Consider the following 15,465-nt stretch of genomic DNA (forward strand, 5'->3'; position numbering starts at 1 on the left):
GTGAAGTAAATTGTTTGTACGGAGAAAAGAGGAGAGAAAGACTATGCCTAAATATACAATTGTCGATCAGGATACATGTATAGCATGTGGTGCTTGTGGAGCTGCTGCCCCGGATATTTACGATTATGACGACGAAGGAATTGCTTATGTTATCCTCGATGATAACATGGGGACGTCGGAAGTTCCAGAAGAACTGATGGAAGACTTGGAAGACGCTTTTGATGGCTGTCCAACTGATTCAATCAAAACCGCTGACGCACCATTTGATGGTGATGCGCTAAAATACGAAGATTAATTAGAATGCAGAAAGGTCATCTCGGAAAATTCCGGGATGACCTTTCTTTCTATTTATTCTTTTATTAAGACGCTAATTGAGTACGCTGTTGAGCAATCCATTTTTTCATACTCTTGAAAAGCAACATAGAAATAATCATTAGCATAATTCCCTTGATCAAGTTAAAAGGTAGAACCCCTAAAACAATAAAAGTAGCTAACTCATTACCTACCATTGCTGGGACATTCATAAAATACGTATACATCGGTAAAAACAGTAGATAATTCAAAACACTCATGCCGATAGCCATTGAGACAGTTCCAGCAATAAGGCCTCCAGCAAGACCTTTATTTGTTTTGAACTTATTGAAGATAAAATAAATCGGCATAATGAAAAGTACGCCTGTTACGAAGTTTGCAATTTCACCCACTGGAACGCCTGTCGGGCTGCCTGACATGAACCAATGCATGACATTTTTAAGCAGTTCGACTGCAATACCTGCTACAGGTCCCAACGTCATTATTGCCAAAACTGCTGGAATCTCACTGAAATCAATTTTCAGGAATCCAGGTAGTGCGGGTAATGGGAAATTAAACTGCATCAAAACAGTTGCAATACTCCCTAGCATCGCGATGAGAATCATCTTTCGCAACTTTTTGTTATTCATTTGTTCCTCTCTCCTTTTGCGATTCACTTCAAAAGAGGAAAGGCCGTTCCATCTTATATATGTCGACAAAAAATCCCAAAAGCAAATAAGCTCGAGGGATTCGAAAGGTATACTCAAATAGAGAATTGAAAAGAGACTATTACTTTCTCTTTTAACCCACATTTAAATAAGCACCTCTTTTTGTAGACAACACAAAAAGATGGCCGCACCTTCACCTTCTCCCATCCAGACTATACTGTCGGCTCCGGAATTACACCGGTATCAGCTGTTAAGCTCGCGGGCTTGGAAAGTGACTTTCCTTTACCGCCGGTCGGGAATTACACCCTGCCCCGAAGATGAATCAATATTTTGTTACAACCTTATTGTATACAAACAAAAGCCCTTTGTAAACAAGGCTGTTTACAAAGGGCTTACTATTCACTTCAAAATAAGAAGAAGTGGATTGAATCCAATCGGAACTGGTAAGGGCTGACTGAAATTAAATCCATTCCATTCTTGTTGAACGACGTTTTCGAATTGAAGCTGTTCACCAAAACTGGCTGCTGTTAGGAGCATGCCTTCAACCATTTGCATCGCTTTTTCTGGTTCCATCGCACCCAGATCCAGCGGTTGTTCGAATTCTATGGTTGTCAATTTGTCATCTACCTTTACATCAAATTCTAGAGTACTTGGAATGACTGGATGAAATACATCATTCGGTTTCACTTTCATCTGCTGCAATGCTTCGTTCACTGATAGCTGCGGCTGTGAAAAGTTCGAAGAAAGGAACTGCTGTCCATCTTGTTGTTCAATCAAATAGTAATTAAAATGATTACGACCACTCTTCAAGATCAACGGTGTGCTCTGTTGACCGGCTCCAGAGAACACGGCCGCAGTTCCATCCTCATTCTCGAATCGGACCTCCTGATAGCCGTAAAACGTATCTTGTAAAGAGTTTAGATATATTTCCGTCGAAGCTGATGCCATGTCATAACCATGTCCTTGCGGCAACTGGTGGATAATTACATGATCATCTGCGGCTATGTCGCCTTTATAAGGATGATACTCTTGAAAACCAAGTGCATTTTCGTCGAGACGATCCGCATACTTATTGTACAAATCATAACTTGTTGGCTCCAAAAAACCGAAATCCTTTTCGATTTGACTATTCGGAATGATAAATGTAACCGGAACGCTTGAAGCTTGATCACCCGCAAGACCTAAATGGAATAGTGTACTATCAACAACGTCTTCAGGGTAGACAGCAAAACTGCGTATCCCACCTGTTTCAGATGCCATCATAGTAGAAGATCTATCCATTGTATCCATTTCCATTTTTTCTTCCGTAGCGGCTTCATTTTCCAAGCTCGCACCTCTTGCTTGAGAATCAGTATCCTGAATCATCGTTTTACTTTCGGCACTTTGATCCTTCATTGATACTTCATTTTGACTAAGCATAGAAGGAACCATCAGTCCAATTACGAGCAAAGCAGCAACAGCGATAAGTGCCGGCATCCACTTCTTCGACTTTTTACGACGTGGCGCATTCAGCCGTTCATCTTGTTTTAGCCGTTCCAATATTTCCGACTTCAGACGATTATCTGATATATCAGGCATATCACTTAGGAGGTCTTCAATCTTGTTGTCGTTCCAATTTTTGTGGGTCATTTAGTTTCCCCCCTTCTGTCGGAAGATCAGTCAATTTCTTTTTTAATGCTTTTATTGCCCTATGTTGTGTCGTTTTCACTTTACCTTCTGTCCAGCCAAGAATTTCGGCCGTTTCAGCTATGGACAGGTCTTGAAAATAACGCATGATGATGACCATTTTTTGATCACCTGTGCACGTGTTAAGCGCCTGTAACAGCTCCTGCATCTCTTCACTGAGTGTTACGAGTTCATCAGGGAGGATTCCTGTCGATACGAGCTCACTTTTTTCCCAGTCGAATTTGTCAAACAGATGCTTTTTACGAACTGTGTTTTTTCTGAAATGGTCAATCGCGACATTTTTGGCAATTGAAAAGAGCCATGTCTTTTCCGAACTTTTCCCTTCAAAACCGGCGTATGCACGTAGTACCCTCACATATACTTCATGCATGAGGTCCTCAGCGTGATCACGGTCTCTTGTCAAATAGATAAGAAACTTGAACACATCTTGGTGGTACTGTTCATAAAGTCGGTGGAAAACGGAGTCGTCCATGAAATCCCCCCGTTCTATCTATTAGTCGTATTTCAAGCTATAAAGTTACATTTTTTCTAAGGGCAATATACAGCTAAAAATCGTTCCTTCAGTGTCACCTCTTGTTGCAGTGATTTTGCCACCGTGTGAGTCAATAATACTCTTGGCGATGGCGAGGCCAAGGCCCGTTCCGCTCTTTCCTCTAGTTCTCGCTTTATCTGCTTTGTAGAAACGTTCAAAGATATATGGTAAATCCTCTTGCGGAACTCCAACACCTGTATCCGTCACTGTTATTTCAATCATATCAACCTGTTTTTGTATTTTGAGTTTAACGCTTCCCCCATCAGGTGTATGGCGGATTGCATTGTCTATTAAATTCGTCAATACTTGCTCCATACGGTCTTCATCTACATTTGAAATAAGTTCTGTTTCTTCCGAGAAATCGAAAGTCAGATCGACATTCGCCTCACGTGCTACTTGCATGAATTTATTAACTATCCGGTCGAGAAAAGGAATCATCGAAAGATCGTCTTTGTAAAGCCGCATATGGCCTGATTCCATCCTTGCGAGATTGAGAAGGTCGGTCACGAGTCTGCCCATCCTCTTCGATTCATCGTGTATGATCTGTACCATTTCGTCGCGTTCTTCATCACTTGTTATAACTCCGTCAATAATTGCTTCACTGTACCCCTGAAGCATAGAAATCGGCGTCCGAAGTTCATGGGAAACGTTGGCAATGAAATCGGATCGAAGTTTCTCGAGCTTATGCTGATCTGTCATATCGCGTAAGACAGCAACTGCCCCGCGAATACTATTTCCACTATACAACGGACTGATAGAAATCCCATAAAACTGCCCACCTAGTTCCAATTCATCTTCAACTTCCTCCGCAAACGAAATAACATGTTCAAGCATATGAAAAATCGCCGGTGGTATATGATGATTGCCCTCAAGTGCTCCATTCTTAGAATACCAATTCTGTAATAACTGTTCCGCTTGTGGGTTACTTAGCAGGATTGTGTAATCTCGATTGAACGTAATGACTGCATCAGTCATCGAAGTAAGGATACTTGAAAGCTGCTCTTTGTCCTGATTTATAAGTTCAACGTGGTATTTAAGTTGTCTACCCATCTGATTGAACGCAGTTGCAAGTTGACCAATTTCATCATTTTGCATAACAGGCAGTCTTGTATCGAAATTCCCTTTCGATAATTCGAACGCCGCCTGCCTCAATCCACGCAAAGGAGAAGTAATTCTTGTCGAAAGGAAAAAGGCGAAAAATGTCGTTAAAATAAAGGCAATAAACGCTGATAAAAATACGATGCGTGTTGTACTTTCTGTTGTCCTGTGGACCGCTTCGAGACTTTGATAAATGATAACCGAGCCACTGAGTTGCTGTTCTTTTTCAAACGGATAGGATAAGACTAGGTATTGCTCCATGACATCTTCTTTATTGATCGAAGGCAGAATCATCTCTTTCACGACTTGCGTATTCTTCTTTTGGTTAGAGTAAAACATGGATTCGTTTAGCACTTTACTTTCTATTCTATCCTTGTTCAATCCGTTATGGAATGAATGCGTAACTTCCCCATTGGTATCTACAATCATCGCATTCGTTTCGTCGTCCAGAATATCATCAATAATCAAGTTCATTGAAGATTCACTTTCATGATCAATAGCAATTTTCCCGATTGTCGTTGCTTCCCTTAGCAATAATTCCTCAGCCTGTTGCGTATGGAAGTTATCTAGGAATTCAAGGAGCAAGGCCGTAACAATAAACAATACAAAAGAAACGAGAAGCAATATGGTTGCCCACAGCTTCCCGACAATTGAATTCCATATTCTATTCATTAGGAATCTCGAACTTGTAGCCGACGCCCCAAACAGTAACAATCATTTTCGCTGCTTGTTCAGAAACTCGGCTTAGCTTTTCACGTAGTCGTTTTACATGCGTATCTACTGTACGAAGATCGCCGAAAAATTCATAGTGCCACACCTCTTTTAACAGCTGCTCTCTGTCGAATACTTTGTCTGGCGATTTCGCAAGAAAATAGAGCAATTCATATTCTTTTGGCGTCAGACCTACTTCTTTCCCATCAGCTGTAACCCGGTGAGCATCGTGATCTATCGTCAATTGAGGGAATACGACCAAGTCCTTCGATGTAGATGATGAAGACGCACCTGGAAACGTTACAGACCTTCTAAGAATCGCCTTAACCCGCAGAACAACTTCACGTGGACTGAAAGGCTTTACTATGTAATCATCAGCACCCGACTCAAAACCTGTTACCCTATCCGACTCTTCGCCTTTTGCCGTCAGCATCATAACAGGCGTCATAATTTTCTTTTCTCTCAGTTCTGCTAAAACTTCTAGTCCATCTTTCTCAGGCATCATCAAATCGAGTAAAATACACTCATAGTTGTTCACAAGAGCTTTTTCGAGAGCATCAGCGCCATCGATAGCCTCTTCTACTTCATAACCTTCACGAGTAAGATACATATTTAACAGACGACGGATTCTCTCTTCATCATCTACTATTAACAACTTCACTTTTTCTTCCACAAATGATTACCCCTTTCAACTAGCTACTACCCTCATTGTACAAGTCGTTGTTCAAAAAAGAAACAGAAAAGCCGTAGCGACGTTCCTAGACGCACCTCCCAAATGGCAAACCGGTGTCTAGTTTGAGCTACAACAGAAAACGCTACCTAAACACACCACGTCCAATCGAACTAAAAATGATATAGACAATTCTCTTTTGTATGATCGTACGAGGTAAAACTAACAGCCTACAATATGTTTAACCTATGAATAACTGTATAAACTGATCACAAACGCCTTAAAAGGTGTCGCCAAATCCATTAAAATGACAGTACAGTTGTCAGGTTTATGGCGGGAGACGTTCCCGAAGAAGGATGCAGTTCAATCCTTTTCTAAGCGCCGCAGCGGATTCATTGGCACCCATTATCGCAAAATCTATAAACATTATTCTAAGTCAAAAAACTGCCTAGTAGTTAGTGAACTACTAGGCAGTTTTTAGTTATGCGTATGAATGCAAACCAGCGATAATCAAATTCACGGCAATCAGGTTAAACATTATGATGACGAAACCGATAACTGCAAGCCACGCCGATTTTTCGCCATCCCAACCGCGCGATAAACGCACGTGAAGGAAAGCTGCATAGAATAACCAAGTGATAAGGGCCCATACTTCTTTAGGGTCCCATCCCCAGAACCTAGACCATGCTTCGTGCGCCCAGATCATAGCAAAAATGAGAGCACCCAGTGTAAAGATTGGGAAACCAATCATAACAGCACGGTATCCAATTTCGTCCATCAATTGTGAATTCGCTTTTTTTGCGAATGGTTGCAACAATGCCGCAATTGGACGGCGGAAAATGAGTCTAAGAATCAAGTAAAGAAGAATCCCAGTTGCAATTGACCAAACAAAAGTCGTCAGCGTCTTCGCATTCACGATTGCCGGCATTTCAGCCCATGGTGTCATCGCTTCTGGTGTAAGTGATTCATATCCTGACATTCCGAAAAGTGGTGGATAATTGTACTCGATATTGGCAGGTAGTTCATTTTTGTCGATATAAGTGAACTGCGCTTCATAGCCTGATAATTTAAACGTTGTCGAAGAAAATACGAAACCTATTACTAGGATAAGCGTGAAGATAACCGCCTCTAGCCAAAAACGTTGTTTCGATTTTTTCGTCAAGTCGATATTTTTTAATAAGTAGATGAGTCCCGCTACAGCACTAATCGCGAGAATCGATTCACCAAGTGCAGCTGTAATTACATGAACTGTCAACCAGTAACTCTTCAGCGCCGGAATAAGTGGTGTAATTTCTTTCGGGAACATACTTGCATAGCCGATAATAATAATAGCGATCGGCAGTGCAAACAAGCCGAGTGAAGGTGTTCTATATAAGTAAAACAGAAGAATGAATGCCCCAACGAGCATCATCCCAAATGCAGTCGTAAATTCGAACATATTACTCACTGGTGCATGGCCTGATGCTATCCAGCGAGTGATAAAATAGCCTAAATGAGTAATGAATCCGATAACTGTAATCGTAATCGCGATTTTTCCCCATCGGTTATTTTTATAAGTTGCTTCAGATTTAGCGCCTTTAACCGCACCACCAAAAAATAGCGTTGCGACAAGGTAAGCGATAAATGAAACAAATAATAGATTGGCGCTTAACGATGCAAGTCCCATTATACTTTGTCCCCTTCCTTATCTTGCAAGATAGCATCCTTGTCCTGTCTGTCTTCATAAGAAGGTAAATTAGCAACATCTTTCACTTGATCCAACTCTTTTTTCAAGGAGAACCAGTTTTTATTCGTATGTCCAGCAACTAGTAGTTCACCATTAGGGCCTTTTTGAATCCATATTCTTCTATGGTTCCAATAAGATCCTTGCGAAACACCAATCATAAAGATAATCCCTCCTACAAGAAGAAGATATAATGTTTTATCTTTACGTACTGTCAGCCCGGATATATCGCGGGTTTCTGCACTGACGAATTTCACTTTATAATCGTTGACTTCCGTCTCAAGCGTTTGTTTAATCGCGACGAAACTCATCTCGCCATCCGGTTTGGCTGGTGTTACCATTTTAAAAATGAATGCAGGGTTGTTCGGTATCGGAGATTTCGATTTCGGTTCTCCGTCCTCAATACCGTCATAATCCGGATAATAATCGCTTAGAATAACTCGTGCACCATTATCAAGTTTGTACTCACGCTCAGGATTAGTAAGATCCACCGTAAACTCTCCAAATGAGGCTTCCGTAGCTTTTTCAGTTAATTGGAATGTCATCGATTTTAATTCATCTAAACGAAAATCCATTTGGAATACATTATATCCATCAAATTTCAAAGGTTTATTGACAATAATTGAGTAGTCTTTTACGAATTCCATTTTATCAGATCCTGGAAGGCCACCTTCCGCCGTCTGATACAATTTGACATCAGTCTGATAGTTTTTCGCAATCATGCCTACACGGTCGAGCGCATCACCGAATACATCATCGGCTTCCTCTTTCGTGTAGTTTTCTACGATGAAATCTTTACTTTCCAAAAAGTAACCTTCTGCGCCGGGGATAGAACGCGTTTCACCTTCGCGAATCCACATCGTTTCATCAACATAAAAACCCGGGATCCCGCGTAATAAAATACCAAAGAGAAAAATGATAAGTCCTAAGTGATTGACATACGGGCCCCATCTAGAAAAACGGTTTTTCTCTGCTAGCAAAGCTCCGTCTTCAATCTTCACGTTGTAACGTAGTTCCTTCAGTTTTTCTTCCGCTTTTATAAGTGCAGCTTCTGGATCTTCGGACAGACCTTCACCATAGATTCGTTGTTTCTTCATGAATGAAGGATGCCGTTTCGTACGTTGTTTTTTCAATGATTTATAAAGGGGGATAACTCGGTCTACACTGGCAATGATAATGGAAGTTCCAAGCATACCGACCAACGTGATAAACCACCAGCTATTATACATGTCATGAAACCCAAGTTTGTAATAAATCGTGCCTGCTAATCCGTAAAGCCGTTCGTAATACGCTGCATACTCCGCCTCAGTTGACGCGGCCACATACAATTTTTGTGGAAAAATTGTGCCGATCGCAGCAGTTGCGAGAACGGCAACGATAATACTAATTCCGATTTTAACGCTAGAAAAGAAATTCCATATCTTATCAATGATTGACCGCTTATACGTCTGCGATCTTCTTGCTGAACCCTCATACCGCATATCAACAAGTTTACTTTCTTTCGCTTCTTCAGTTTGCGGTCTACCACATCGCTCACAAAGCACTGTGCCAAATGGATTATCATGACCGCACTGGCATTTGATTTTGCCCATTTTGGATTACTCCTTATTAGGGTTGAATGCTTTCCATGAGTGAAATGATCTCACTTTCAGACATTTCCCTTGTTATGATTTGTTCAATTTCCCCGTCCTTATTGATGAGGAAGGTTGTAGGGAGCGGAACAATATTATAGGCTTCCTTAACACTCTTATCTTTATCAATAGTAATTGGGAAAGTCAGTCCATACTGGTCTCTGAACGTTTCAACCTTCAAATTAGATTCGGCAATATTGACGGCAAGAATATTGACGCCTTTTTCTTCGAATGCTTTGTGCTGATTTTCCATATACGGCATTTCTTTTTTACAAGGTCCACACCAAGTTCCCCAAAAATTCAAGAAAACGCCTTCACCTTTATAATCAGATAGCCGATGTTTGTTGCCTTCTAAATCGACAAGCTCGAAATCAGGAGCTTTATCCCCAACCGCTAATACCTTCACTTTATCTTTCGAAGCGATGGTATAGACAACTGCAGAAACGAGAAGTAACAGGACGATTGTCCTAATAATAAGACGTGTTATCTTTTTATCCGCCTTAGCCATACGTACTGCCTCCTAACAATAAATAAGTTCTGCCTTTAATTATAACAAATAGACTTTTAGAAAGACCCATCATAATTGAATGGATTGTGAACAATTGCGTGAAATTAGCCTATTTTACCCGTTTCTGCTAGGACACGTAGCTGTTTCACTTCGTGTCTTGTTAATTCACGTGCTTCGCCAGCATTTAGACCGTGTGTCGTTACGTTACCAAATGATTCTCTGCGCAGTTTTAGGACCGGACATCCAATTGCATCAAACATGCGGCGTACTTGACGGTTTTTCCCTTCGCTAATCGTAATTTCAATTAGCGCAGTTCCGGCTTTCTTATCCACAGTCTGGATTTTTAAATGTGCAGGAGCAGTTTTGCCGTCTTCCAGGTCAATTCCCTGCTCAAGTTTTCTGATTGACTCGCGATCAGGAATCCCTTTTACTTTTGCAATATATTTTTTCTTAATGCCGAATTTCGGATGTGTCATCAAGTAAGAGAAATCTCCATCATTCGTCATGATGATAACGCCGGATGTATCATAGTCAAGACGTCCAACCGGAAAAATTCGTTGTTCGATTTGCGGGAACAGGTCTAAAACTGTTTTCCTGCCCTTTTCATCATCCACTGTCGAAATGACCCCTCTTGGTTTATATAATAAGAAGTAGACGTAAGTCTCTTTAACGAGCTGAACGCCTTCAACTTCTACACGATCCGAACTGGATACTTTTGTTCCAAGCTCCGTTACAACGACACCGTTCACCTTCACTTTTCCTGCAACAATTAGTGTTTCTGATTTTCTGCGTGATGCGACTCCTGCTTGTGCTAACACTTTCTGTAATCTTTCCATTAAGTCACCCCATCTTCATTCTGTAAAAAATTATGTCACACTTTGTAGTAAATGAAAAGAGGACTGACCTATATAGCGTCAGTCTTCCCTAAACCGTCACAATTGCATTTTTTCAATTAATAACCGCTTGAAGTTTACTGTTTTTTTTGCCATTAAAAAATATTCATTGTTTTATGAGTACTTCAGTCGTAATAAGTGGCTCATTGTCGAGTGACACAGTCCAATGCCCTGTACTCTTTTCATCTTTTCCACGAGGGATGAGAATGACATTCGACAATTTTGATTTCTCACCTTTTTTCAATAACAAACGGATAGGTTTGGCTAGTTCTGCTTCTACACCAGGAAGAATATCATATACTCCTTTTTTGGCGACAGTCACTAAGTCGAAAGTTGAAAACACTTTACTTGCCAAGTTTCTATGCGTATTCCAGTCGTTACCATCATTCAGTGTAACGACGATGATGTTTTTGCCGTCTTTCTCGAAATAAGTTGCAAGTGTCCTGCCCGCTGCTTTTGTAAATCCGGTCTTTCCTGCAATCGCGGTCTGCTCAGAATGGATAAGACGGTGTTTGTTACGCCAATTATAGGCCTGGTCCTTACCTTGGTAACTATAATTCTCTGTGGTAGCAATTTTACGAAATTTGTCATTCCCCATTGCATAGTGTAGCATGAGCGCAGTTTCGTATGCAGTAGACAAGTGACGCTCATCATGCAATCCAGATGGATTCGTGAAGACAGTATCATTCAATCCGTACAAAAGCGCTTTTTCATTCATCAGGTCTACAAAGCCATCCATTGAACCGCCTGCATGTTCTGCCAGCGCACGTGCAGCATCGTTACCCGACCGCAGCATCAGACCATTTAGTAGGGCATACGAGTCAATCATCATTCCTTGCGGCAAGTAAAGAGATGATCCTTCTGCCGAGGCAGCTTGTGGCGAAATTATGACATCTTTGGGCAGTTTACCACTTTCAATGAACGTAAACGCCGTCCACATTTTTGTTAGACTGGCAATTGGCAGTCTAACATTTTCGTTTTGACCTTCTAATAATCTGCCTGTATCAGCGTCAATAACAGCCCATGCTTGGCCGGATGCAGCAACTTCTTTCTGACCTCCGCCAACAAGTAACATGAAAAATAGGACAACGATTAGCGTCCGTTTCAAGAAATGTTTCCTCCTCCATCATTTTCCATTGCAAAAGCTTCTTGGAACTTTGTCATGAACAAGTCTGTTTCAACTGCTTCGCCATCTTCTTCCTGAGAAAGGGGTGGTAATCCATCAAGAGACTCCAATCCGAATCGGTCCAGGAACAAGTCTGTTGTACCAAAGAGAATTGCTCGTCCACTTCCTTCTGATCGACCTTTTTCCATTATGAGCCCCTTTGAGATAAGAGTGTTGATTGGTCCTTCGGATTTAACGCCTCGAAGATCATCGATTTCAACACGCGTCACAGGTTGTCTGTATGCGATAATCGCTAATACTTCAAGTGATGCCTGGGTCATTGATTTCGGAGACGGATTTTCTAACAACCGTTTTATATCCTCTACGAATTCTGCTTTCGTCACCAGACGATACGCACCTCCAAACTGCTTCAGCATGATACCGCTCTCTTTACGTTCTTCATAACCCATGCGAAGCCGATCAATTGCTTTAGCCACTTCCGATTCTTTATGCTCAGTTAGGGAGGTTAACTGTTTAATCGTTAACCCTTCATCCCCAACTATGAATAAAAAACTTTCAATCATTCCTGGCAAACGGTCGTTAAATTTCATTTCACTCATCCTCCCGTCGGAACGATACTGTCAAATCATCGAAATTACCAGCCTGATTGACAGTTATGTCCCGCCGTTTCATTAATTCAAGCAATGATAGAAAAGTTACGACAAGATCGCTTGTCTCACCCTTTTCGAATAAGGAATAGAAATCACATTTTCCGCCGCCTTTTTCTAGTATTGCCATAATATCATTCATTTTTTCACTGATGGATACTTCCGTTTTGGATATACTTGCTGTCATAGGTGCTTTCAAACGTTTCCTGTGAAGCATCTTTTGAAATGCACCGATTAAATCGAACACATTCAAACTTTCTTCCGACTCACTCACCACTATTTCGCCAAACTCCGTAAGATCTTCGGGTGGTTTGGTAAAATATCCGGATCGCATATCCGCAGATTCTTTCAGACTAATGGCTGCCTCTTTATATTTTTTGTATTCAATCAGGCGAGCAACTAGCTCATCACGCGGATCATCTTCCATGTCAAAATCAAAGTCGTCATCGAACTCTTCACCGTCATGGACCGGCAAAAGCATTTTGCTCTTAATTTCAATCAATGTCGCTGCAAGGACAAGGTATTCGCTTAGTTCGTCCAATTGCAGTACACGCATCGCTTGGAGGTGTTCTATGTACTGCGTTGTCAATTCCGCCATCGGGATATCGTATATATCAATTTCAAGTCGGTTAATTAAATGCAATAATAGATCTAGTGGCCCTTCAAAAGCATCTAATTTCACTTGATATGTCATTCTGTGACACCTACCTATCTTTCATACTCTGGAAAGGACTGATTGCATGCATCCGTATCATCATCCACTATTCGTAAATTTTATTGTTTATTTCAATAGCAATCAAGACTATTTTGAATGCCACGAAGTACTGGAGGAATACTGGAAATCTATTCCGAACAGCGATAAAAACCACCCGTTGACAGCCTATATCCTTCTTGCTACTGGAATGTATCATTGGCGGAGAGGTAATAAGCCCGGAGCATCACGAACTCTCAACAAAGCAATGACAAAGTTTCCGACTTTCGTTACCAACAATCCTGCATACACGGAAGAAATTGATTTTGACCAGTTAATACACGATGTTACAAGAGCGGTAAACTATTTGAATCAAGATCTGCCATTCGAATCGTTCCCAATCACAATCCTATCAGATAGAATTACTGACCTGACTAGTAAGTCGGAACAATCTATGACACTTCAACCTTTTGGCAGCGATGCCGTCATTCATAAACATATGCTTAGAGACCGCAGTGATATTCTTCGGGAACGTGAAGAAAAGAAGAAGGATAGACTTTAATTGTCTGAGCATTGAAAACTTTCTGGTCTTAAAAGTCAATAGTACCAATGGTTTTATAGTATATATGCTTATGACGAAAAAGGCGAATAAGTGAATAGTATTAAGGTCTTATCACCACGGATGAAGGCCGTTTTCAGTCGATTTCGATCCATTGAATAAACAAAATAAACGACTTTTCCCTAATCGGATTGGTCGTTTTTTGTTCTATTGACTAAATCTCCATACTTTCTTTTGGTAAATGGAAACAAGCGCCAGCACGTTTCCCATTGAAATCTTTCGCTTAGATTCACGTTGGCTTATTTATTTAAAAGACGTGTCACTTTCTAATAAGCAACACAAGCTTAGATGCATAATCTATGCCGAAAGTAAGCAAGGAACGCATTGTACTAAGTACAAGAGTGCCCGAAATCGTATCTTCGGGCACTCACACTCTCCATAGAATGTCATCAATTCTTGTCTTCCAAACAACTGCATTTTTCACTTGCACATTGTAGGAAACCGACGGGCAACTATTCATAACAGGATTACTGAAAATGGAGGTTATCAAGCTCTTCTCAACAGTATTTTATACAAAATTTTTTTAATCAACAGACGTGTAATAAAATAGAGAAACCATTACTTGTCACTCTTTTCGACAGTATTTTTAGCACTTGAATATAATCCAGAGGCCGATAACCCTAGCATTGCCCCTACCAATATACCTTGCCTCAAATCAAATTCTGCCACGTAAACCACGCCTATAACTATACCAATTACCAAAGCTATAAACGGTAACACCTTTTTACTTACCCCAGCCCTTTTAAACAACTCCACTATCCCCAAAATCAAGGGAATTATAACTACATCATAGATTTCAAACATTTAATCACCTCTCTTCCATATAATATTTTATGAGCTACTTGTCCTTTCAGTAACGGCCTGCTTTTATTTTTTTGATAAATAAAAAGAACGCCCAGGATCGACGTTCTTGATTTTTGCTCAACTATTTTTTACTACCGATAAATTACCCGCGTTTACGTTTCCTGCATATTTTAAACGAAATTTAGAACAATAGTCATCTTAATAAAAGTGTTGAGTGACAGTTCCCCAAACCTATACTTAAACACATATCATTATTAAAAAGAAAAGAGATAATCAATTAACGGAAGCTAATGTGGTGTTAAATACACCTACAATCGCAACCATGCCGTTTTAGGAATTAGTGTAGGGAAGTATTCACTTGGAGCTTTGAACAGCGTTAGGGGTTTTGCAGGAACAAGATAAGTAGTGCTATAGGGGTTCGCATCATACTCAAGTTGATAAACAAAGCATCACACAATAAAAAATAAGCTGTCCCAAAACTCTCCGAGTTGAATTCGAAGAGTTTTAAGACAGCATTGCAAGAACGGCATTTGATAGACGTTATGCTATGTACATCAATCGTGCGGGTGTTAAAAGAATCCGCATAGATGATTTCCATCACTCGCATGCATCCTATCTTATTCACAAAGGTAATATTATTCCTGGTGTTGCAACAAGACTTGGCCACATGGATTTTACCACGATGCCTACAAATCAATATCCATCAACACAAAGGGTCGACGTTAATTGTCTGAACCATCTTCTTTAGACTTACATTTCTGTATGAATAAATCAGTTTCTTCAGTTCCTATACATGCTTTGTCAGGGAAGAGCGCTTGCAGTTTCATCACCATTTCTTGACCAATCCCTTCCCCGCGGAAAGATGGATTGACAGAAAGATGCTGTAATGTGTAGTCTTCTTCTCCTAATTGAATGCCGATCAAACCGAGGAAGTCCTCATCTTTTTTCAAAAGATATAACTGCCAACTTTCATCCGTTTCATAGTGAAAAATCCATTCTTGCAATTTTTTCACAGTTTTATCGCCGGGCATATAGGAGAGTAACCCCATCGCAATTTTTTCATACGTTTTCTTATAACGCAAAAGTGTCAATTGAATCCCTTCTTTTCTGAAAATCCTTTGTTCATAGGATAGGACAAACTACGTTTCCAATGAAAAACAGTATCCT

General features: G+C 40.5%; 16 protein-coding genes and 1 riboswitch. Of the genes, 2 read left to right on the forward strand and 14 right to left on the reverse strand.

The window, feature by feature from the left end; translation table 11 throughout:
* Positions 1-43: 43 nt before the first annotated feature.
* Positions 44-295 carry a ferredoxin gene (locus FQ087_RS07930; protein WP_149579927.1) on the forward strand — a complete coding sequence of 84 codons (252 nt, stop codon included), beginning with the start codon at positions 44-46 and terminating at the stop codon, positions 293-295.
* A 64-nt stretch (positions 296-359) separates the two neighbouring features.
* Here FQ087_RS07930 and FQ087_RS07935 read toward each other — a convergent pair whose 3' ends face one another.
* The 12 genes from FQ087_RS07935 to FQ087_RS07990 all read right to left on the reverse strand — a co-directional run bounded on the left by FQ087_RS07935 (position 360) and on the right by FQ087_RS07990 (position 12,878).
* Entirely contained in the window at positions 360-941 is a 582-nt protein-coding gene (locus FQ087_RS07935; protein WP_149579928.1) for an ECF transporter S component, read from the reverse strand.
* Positions 942-1,150: 209 nt separating this feature from the next.
* Positions 1,151-1,282, reverse strand: a riboswitch (FMN riboswitch).
* A gap of 76 nt (positions 1,283-1,358) precedes the next feature.
* Positions 1,359-2,588 (reverse strand): hypothetical protein, encoded by a 1,230-nt coding sequence (locus FQ087_RS07940; RefSeq protein ID WP_149579929.1) that lies wholly within the window; start codon positions 2,586-2,588, stop codon positions 1,359-1,361.
* Complete coding sequence (gene sigX / locus FQ087_RS07945) at positions 2,554-3,117, reverse strand: RNA polymerase sigma factor SigX (protein ID WP_149579930.1); 564 nt, start codon at positions 3,115-3,117, stop codon at positions 2,554-2,556. The genes FQ087_RS07940 and sigX overlap by 35 nt, the downstream gene beginning before the upstream one ends.
* A gap of 45 nt (positions 3,118-3,162) precedes the next feature.
* A complete protein-coding gene (locus FQ087_RS07950) occupies positions 3,163-4,947 on the reverse strand; it encodes an ATP-binding protein (RefSeq protein ID WP_149579931.1) in 1,785 nt (594 codons plus the stop codon).
* Positions 4,940-5,659 (reverse strand): response regulator transcription factor, encoded by a 720-nt coding sequence (locus FQ087_RS07955; protein ID WP_149579932.1) that lies wholly within the window; start codon positions 5,657-5,659, stop codon positions 4,940-4,942. The genes FQ087_RS07950 and FQ087_RS07955 overlap by 8 nt, the downstream gene beginning before the upstream one ends.
* A 478-nt stretch (positions 5,660-6,137) precedes the next feature.
* Positions 6,138-7,322 carry a c-type cytochrome biogenesis protein CcsB gene (gene ccsB, locus FQ087_RS07960; protein WP_149579933.1) on the reverse strand — a complete coding sequence of 395 codons (1,185 nt, stop codon included), beginning with the start codon at positions 7,320-7,322 and terminating at the stop codon, positions 6,138-6,140.
* Positions 7,322-8,971: a cytochrome c biogenesis protein ResB gene (gene resB, locus FQ087_RS07965; protein ID WP_149579934.1), complete on the reverse strand. Its 1,650-nt coding sequence runs from the start codon at positions 8,969-8,971 to the stop codon at positions 7,322-7,324. Before resB ends, ccsB begins: the two co-directional genes overlap by 1 nt.
* A gap of 16 nt (positions 8,972-8,987) precedes the next feature.
* Positions 8,988-9,518 carry a thiol-disulfide oxidoreductase ResA gene (gene resA / locus FQ087_RS07970; RefSeq protein ID WP_149579935.1) on the reverse strand — a complete coding sequence of 177 codons (531 nt, stop codon included), beginning with the start codon at positions 9,516-9,518 and terminating at the stop codon, positions 8,988-8,990.
* A 104-nt stretch (positions 9,519-9,622) separates the two neighbouring features.
* Positions 9,623-10,354: a pseudouridine synthase gene (locus tag FQ087_RS07975; RefSeq protein ID WP_149579936.1), complete on the reverse strand. Its 732-nt coding sequence runs from the start codon at positions 10,352-10,354 to the stop codon at positions 9,623-9,625.
* 163 nt (positions 10,355-10,517) lie between these two features.
* Positions 10,518-11,519, reverse strand: coding sequence for a D-alanyl-D-alanine carboxypeptidase family protein (locus FQ087_RS07980; protein ID WP_255452176.1), 1,002 nt, complete (start codon positions 11,517-11,519; stop codon positions 10,518-10,520).
* Positions 11,516-12,127, reverse strand: coding sequence for an SMC-Scp complex subunit ScpB (scpB, locus tag FQ087_RS07985; protein WP_149579937.1), 612 nt, complete (start codon positions 12,125-12,127; stop codon positions 11,516-11,518). The genes FQ087_RS07980 and scpB overlap by 4 nt, the downstream gene beginning before the upstream one ends.
* Position 12,128: 1 nt before the next feature.
* The gene (locus tag FQ087_RS07990; RefSeq protein WP_149579938.1) at positions 12,129-12,878 is read right to left on the reverse strand and encodes a segregation/condensation protein A; all 750 of its coding nucleotides are present in this window, start codon (positions 12,876-12,878) and stop codon (positions 12,129-12,131) included.
* A 46-nt stretch (positions 12,879-12,924) separates the two neighbouring features.
* On the opposite strand from FQ087_RS07990, the gene FQ087_RS07995 reads away from it, so the two are divergent.
* Positions 12,925-13,437 (forward strand): DUF309 domain-containing protein, encoded by a 513-nt coding sequence (locus FQ087_RS07995; protein WP_149579939.1) that lies wholly within the window; start codon positions 12,925-12,927, stop codon positions 13,435-13,437.
* Positions 13,438-14,052: 615 nt separating this feature from the next.
* Here the strand turns inward: FQ087_RS07995 and FQ087_RS08000 are convergent.
* Together FQ087_RS08000 and FQ087_RS08005 are read right to left on the reverse strand one after the other, a co-directional pair.
* Complete coding sequence (locus tag FQ087_RS08000) at positions 14,053-14,298, reverse strand: hypothetical protein (RefSeq protein WP_149579940.1); 246 nt, start codon at positions 14,296-14,298, stop codon at positions 14,053-14,055.
* Between the two features lie 722 nt (positions 14,299-15,020).
* Entirely contained in the window at positions 15,021-15,389 is a 369-nt protein-coding gene (locus tag FQ087_RS08005) for a GNAT family N-acetyltransferase (RefSeq protein WP_304624699.1), read from the reverse strand.
* Positions 15,390-15,465: the final 76 nt, after the last annotated feature.

The organism is Sporosarcina sp. ANT_H38, from assembly GCF_008369195.1.
Lineage (GTDB): Bacteria > Bacillota > Bacilli > Bacillales_A > Planococcaceae > Sporosarcina.

Excerpts from the sequence above, each read along its gene's own strand:
- FQ087_RS07950 (WP_149579931.1), bottom strand. The coding sequence starts at position 4,947 with ATGAATAGAATATGGAATTCAATTGTCGGGAAGCTGTGGGCAACCATA.
- resA (WP_149579935.1), bottom strand. The coding sequence starts at position 9,518 with ATGGCTAAGGCGGATAAAAAGATAACACGTCTTATTATTAGGACAATC.
- FQ087_RS07975 (WP_149579936.1), bottom strand. The coding sequence starts at position 10,354 with ATGGAAAGATTACAGAAAGTGTTAGCACAAGCAGGAGTCGCATCACGC.
- resB (WP_149579934.1), bottom strand. The coding sequence starts at position 8,971 with ATGGGCAAAATCAAATGCCAGTGCGGTCATGATAATCCATTTGGCACA.
- scpB (WP_149579937.1), bottom strand. The coding sequence starts at position 12,127 with ATGAAATTTAACGACCGTTTGCCAGGAATGATTGAAAGTTTTTTATTC.
- ccsB (WP_149579933.1), bottom strand. The coding sequence starts at position 7,322 with ATGGGACTTGCATCGTTAAGCGCCAATCTATTATTTGTTTCATTTATC.
- FQ087_RS07935 (WP_149579928.1), bottom strand. The coding sequence starts at position 941 with ATGAATAACAAAAAGTTGCGAAAGATGATTCTCATCGCGATGCTAGGG.
- FQ087_RS07990 (WP_149579938.1), bottom strand. The coding sequence starts at position 12,878 with ATGACATATCAAGTGAAATTAGATGCTTTTGAAGGGCCACTAGATCTA.
- sigX (WP_149579930.1), bottom strand. The coding sequence starts at position 3,117 with ATGGACGACTCCGTTTTCCACCGACTTTATGAACAGTACCACCAAGAT.
- FQ087_RS08000 (WP_149579940.1), bottom strand. The coding sequence starts at position 14,298 with ATGTTTGAAATCTATGATGTAGTTATAATTCCCTTGATTTTGGGGATA.
- FQ087_RS07930 (WP_149579927.1), top strand. The coding sequence starts at position 44 with ATGCCTAAATATACAATTGTCGATCAGGATACATGTATAGCATGTGGT.
- FQ087_RS07995 (WP_149579939.1), top strand. The coding sequence starts at position 12,925 with ATGCATCCGTATCATCATCCACTATTCGTAAATTTTATTGTTTATTTC.
- FQ087_RS07940 (WP_149579929.1), bottom strand. The coding sequence starts at position 2,588 with ATGACCCACAAAAATTGGAACGACAACAAGATTGAAGACCTCCTAAGT.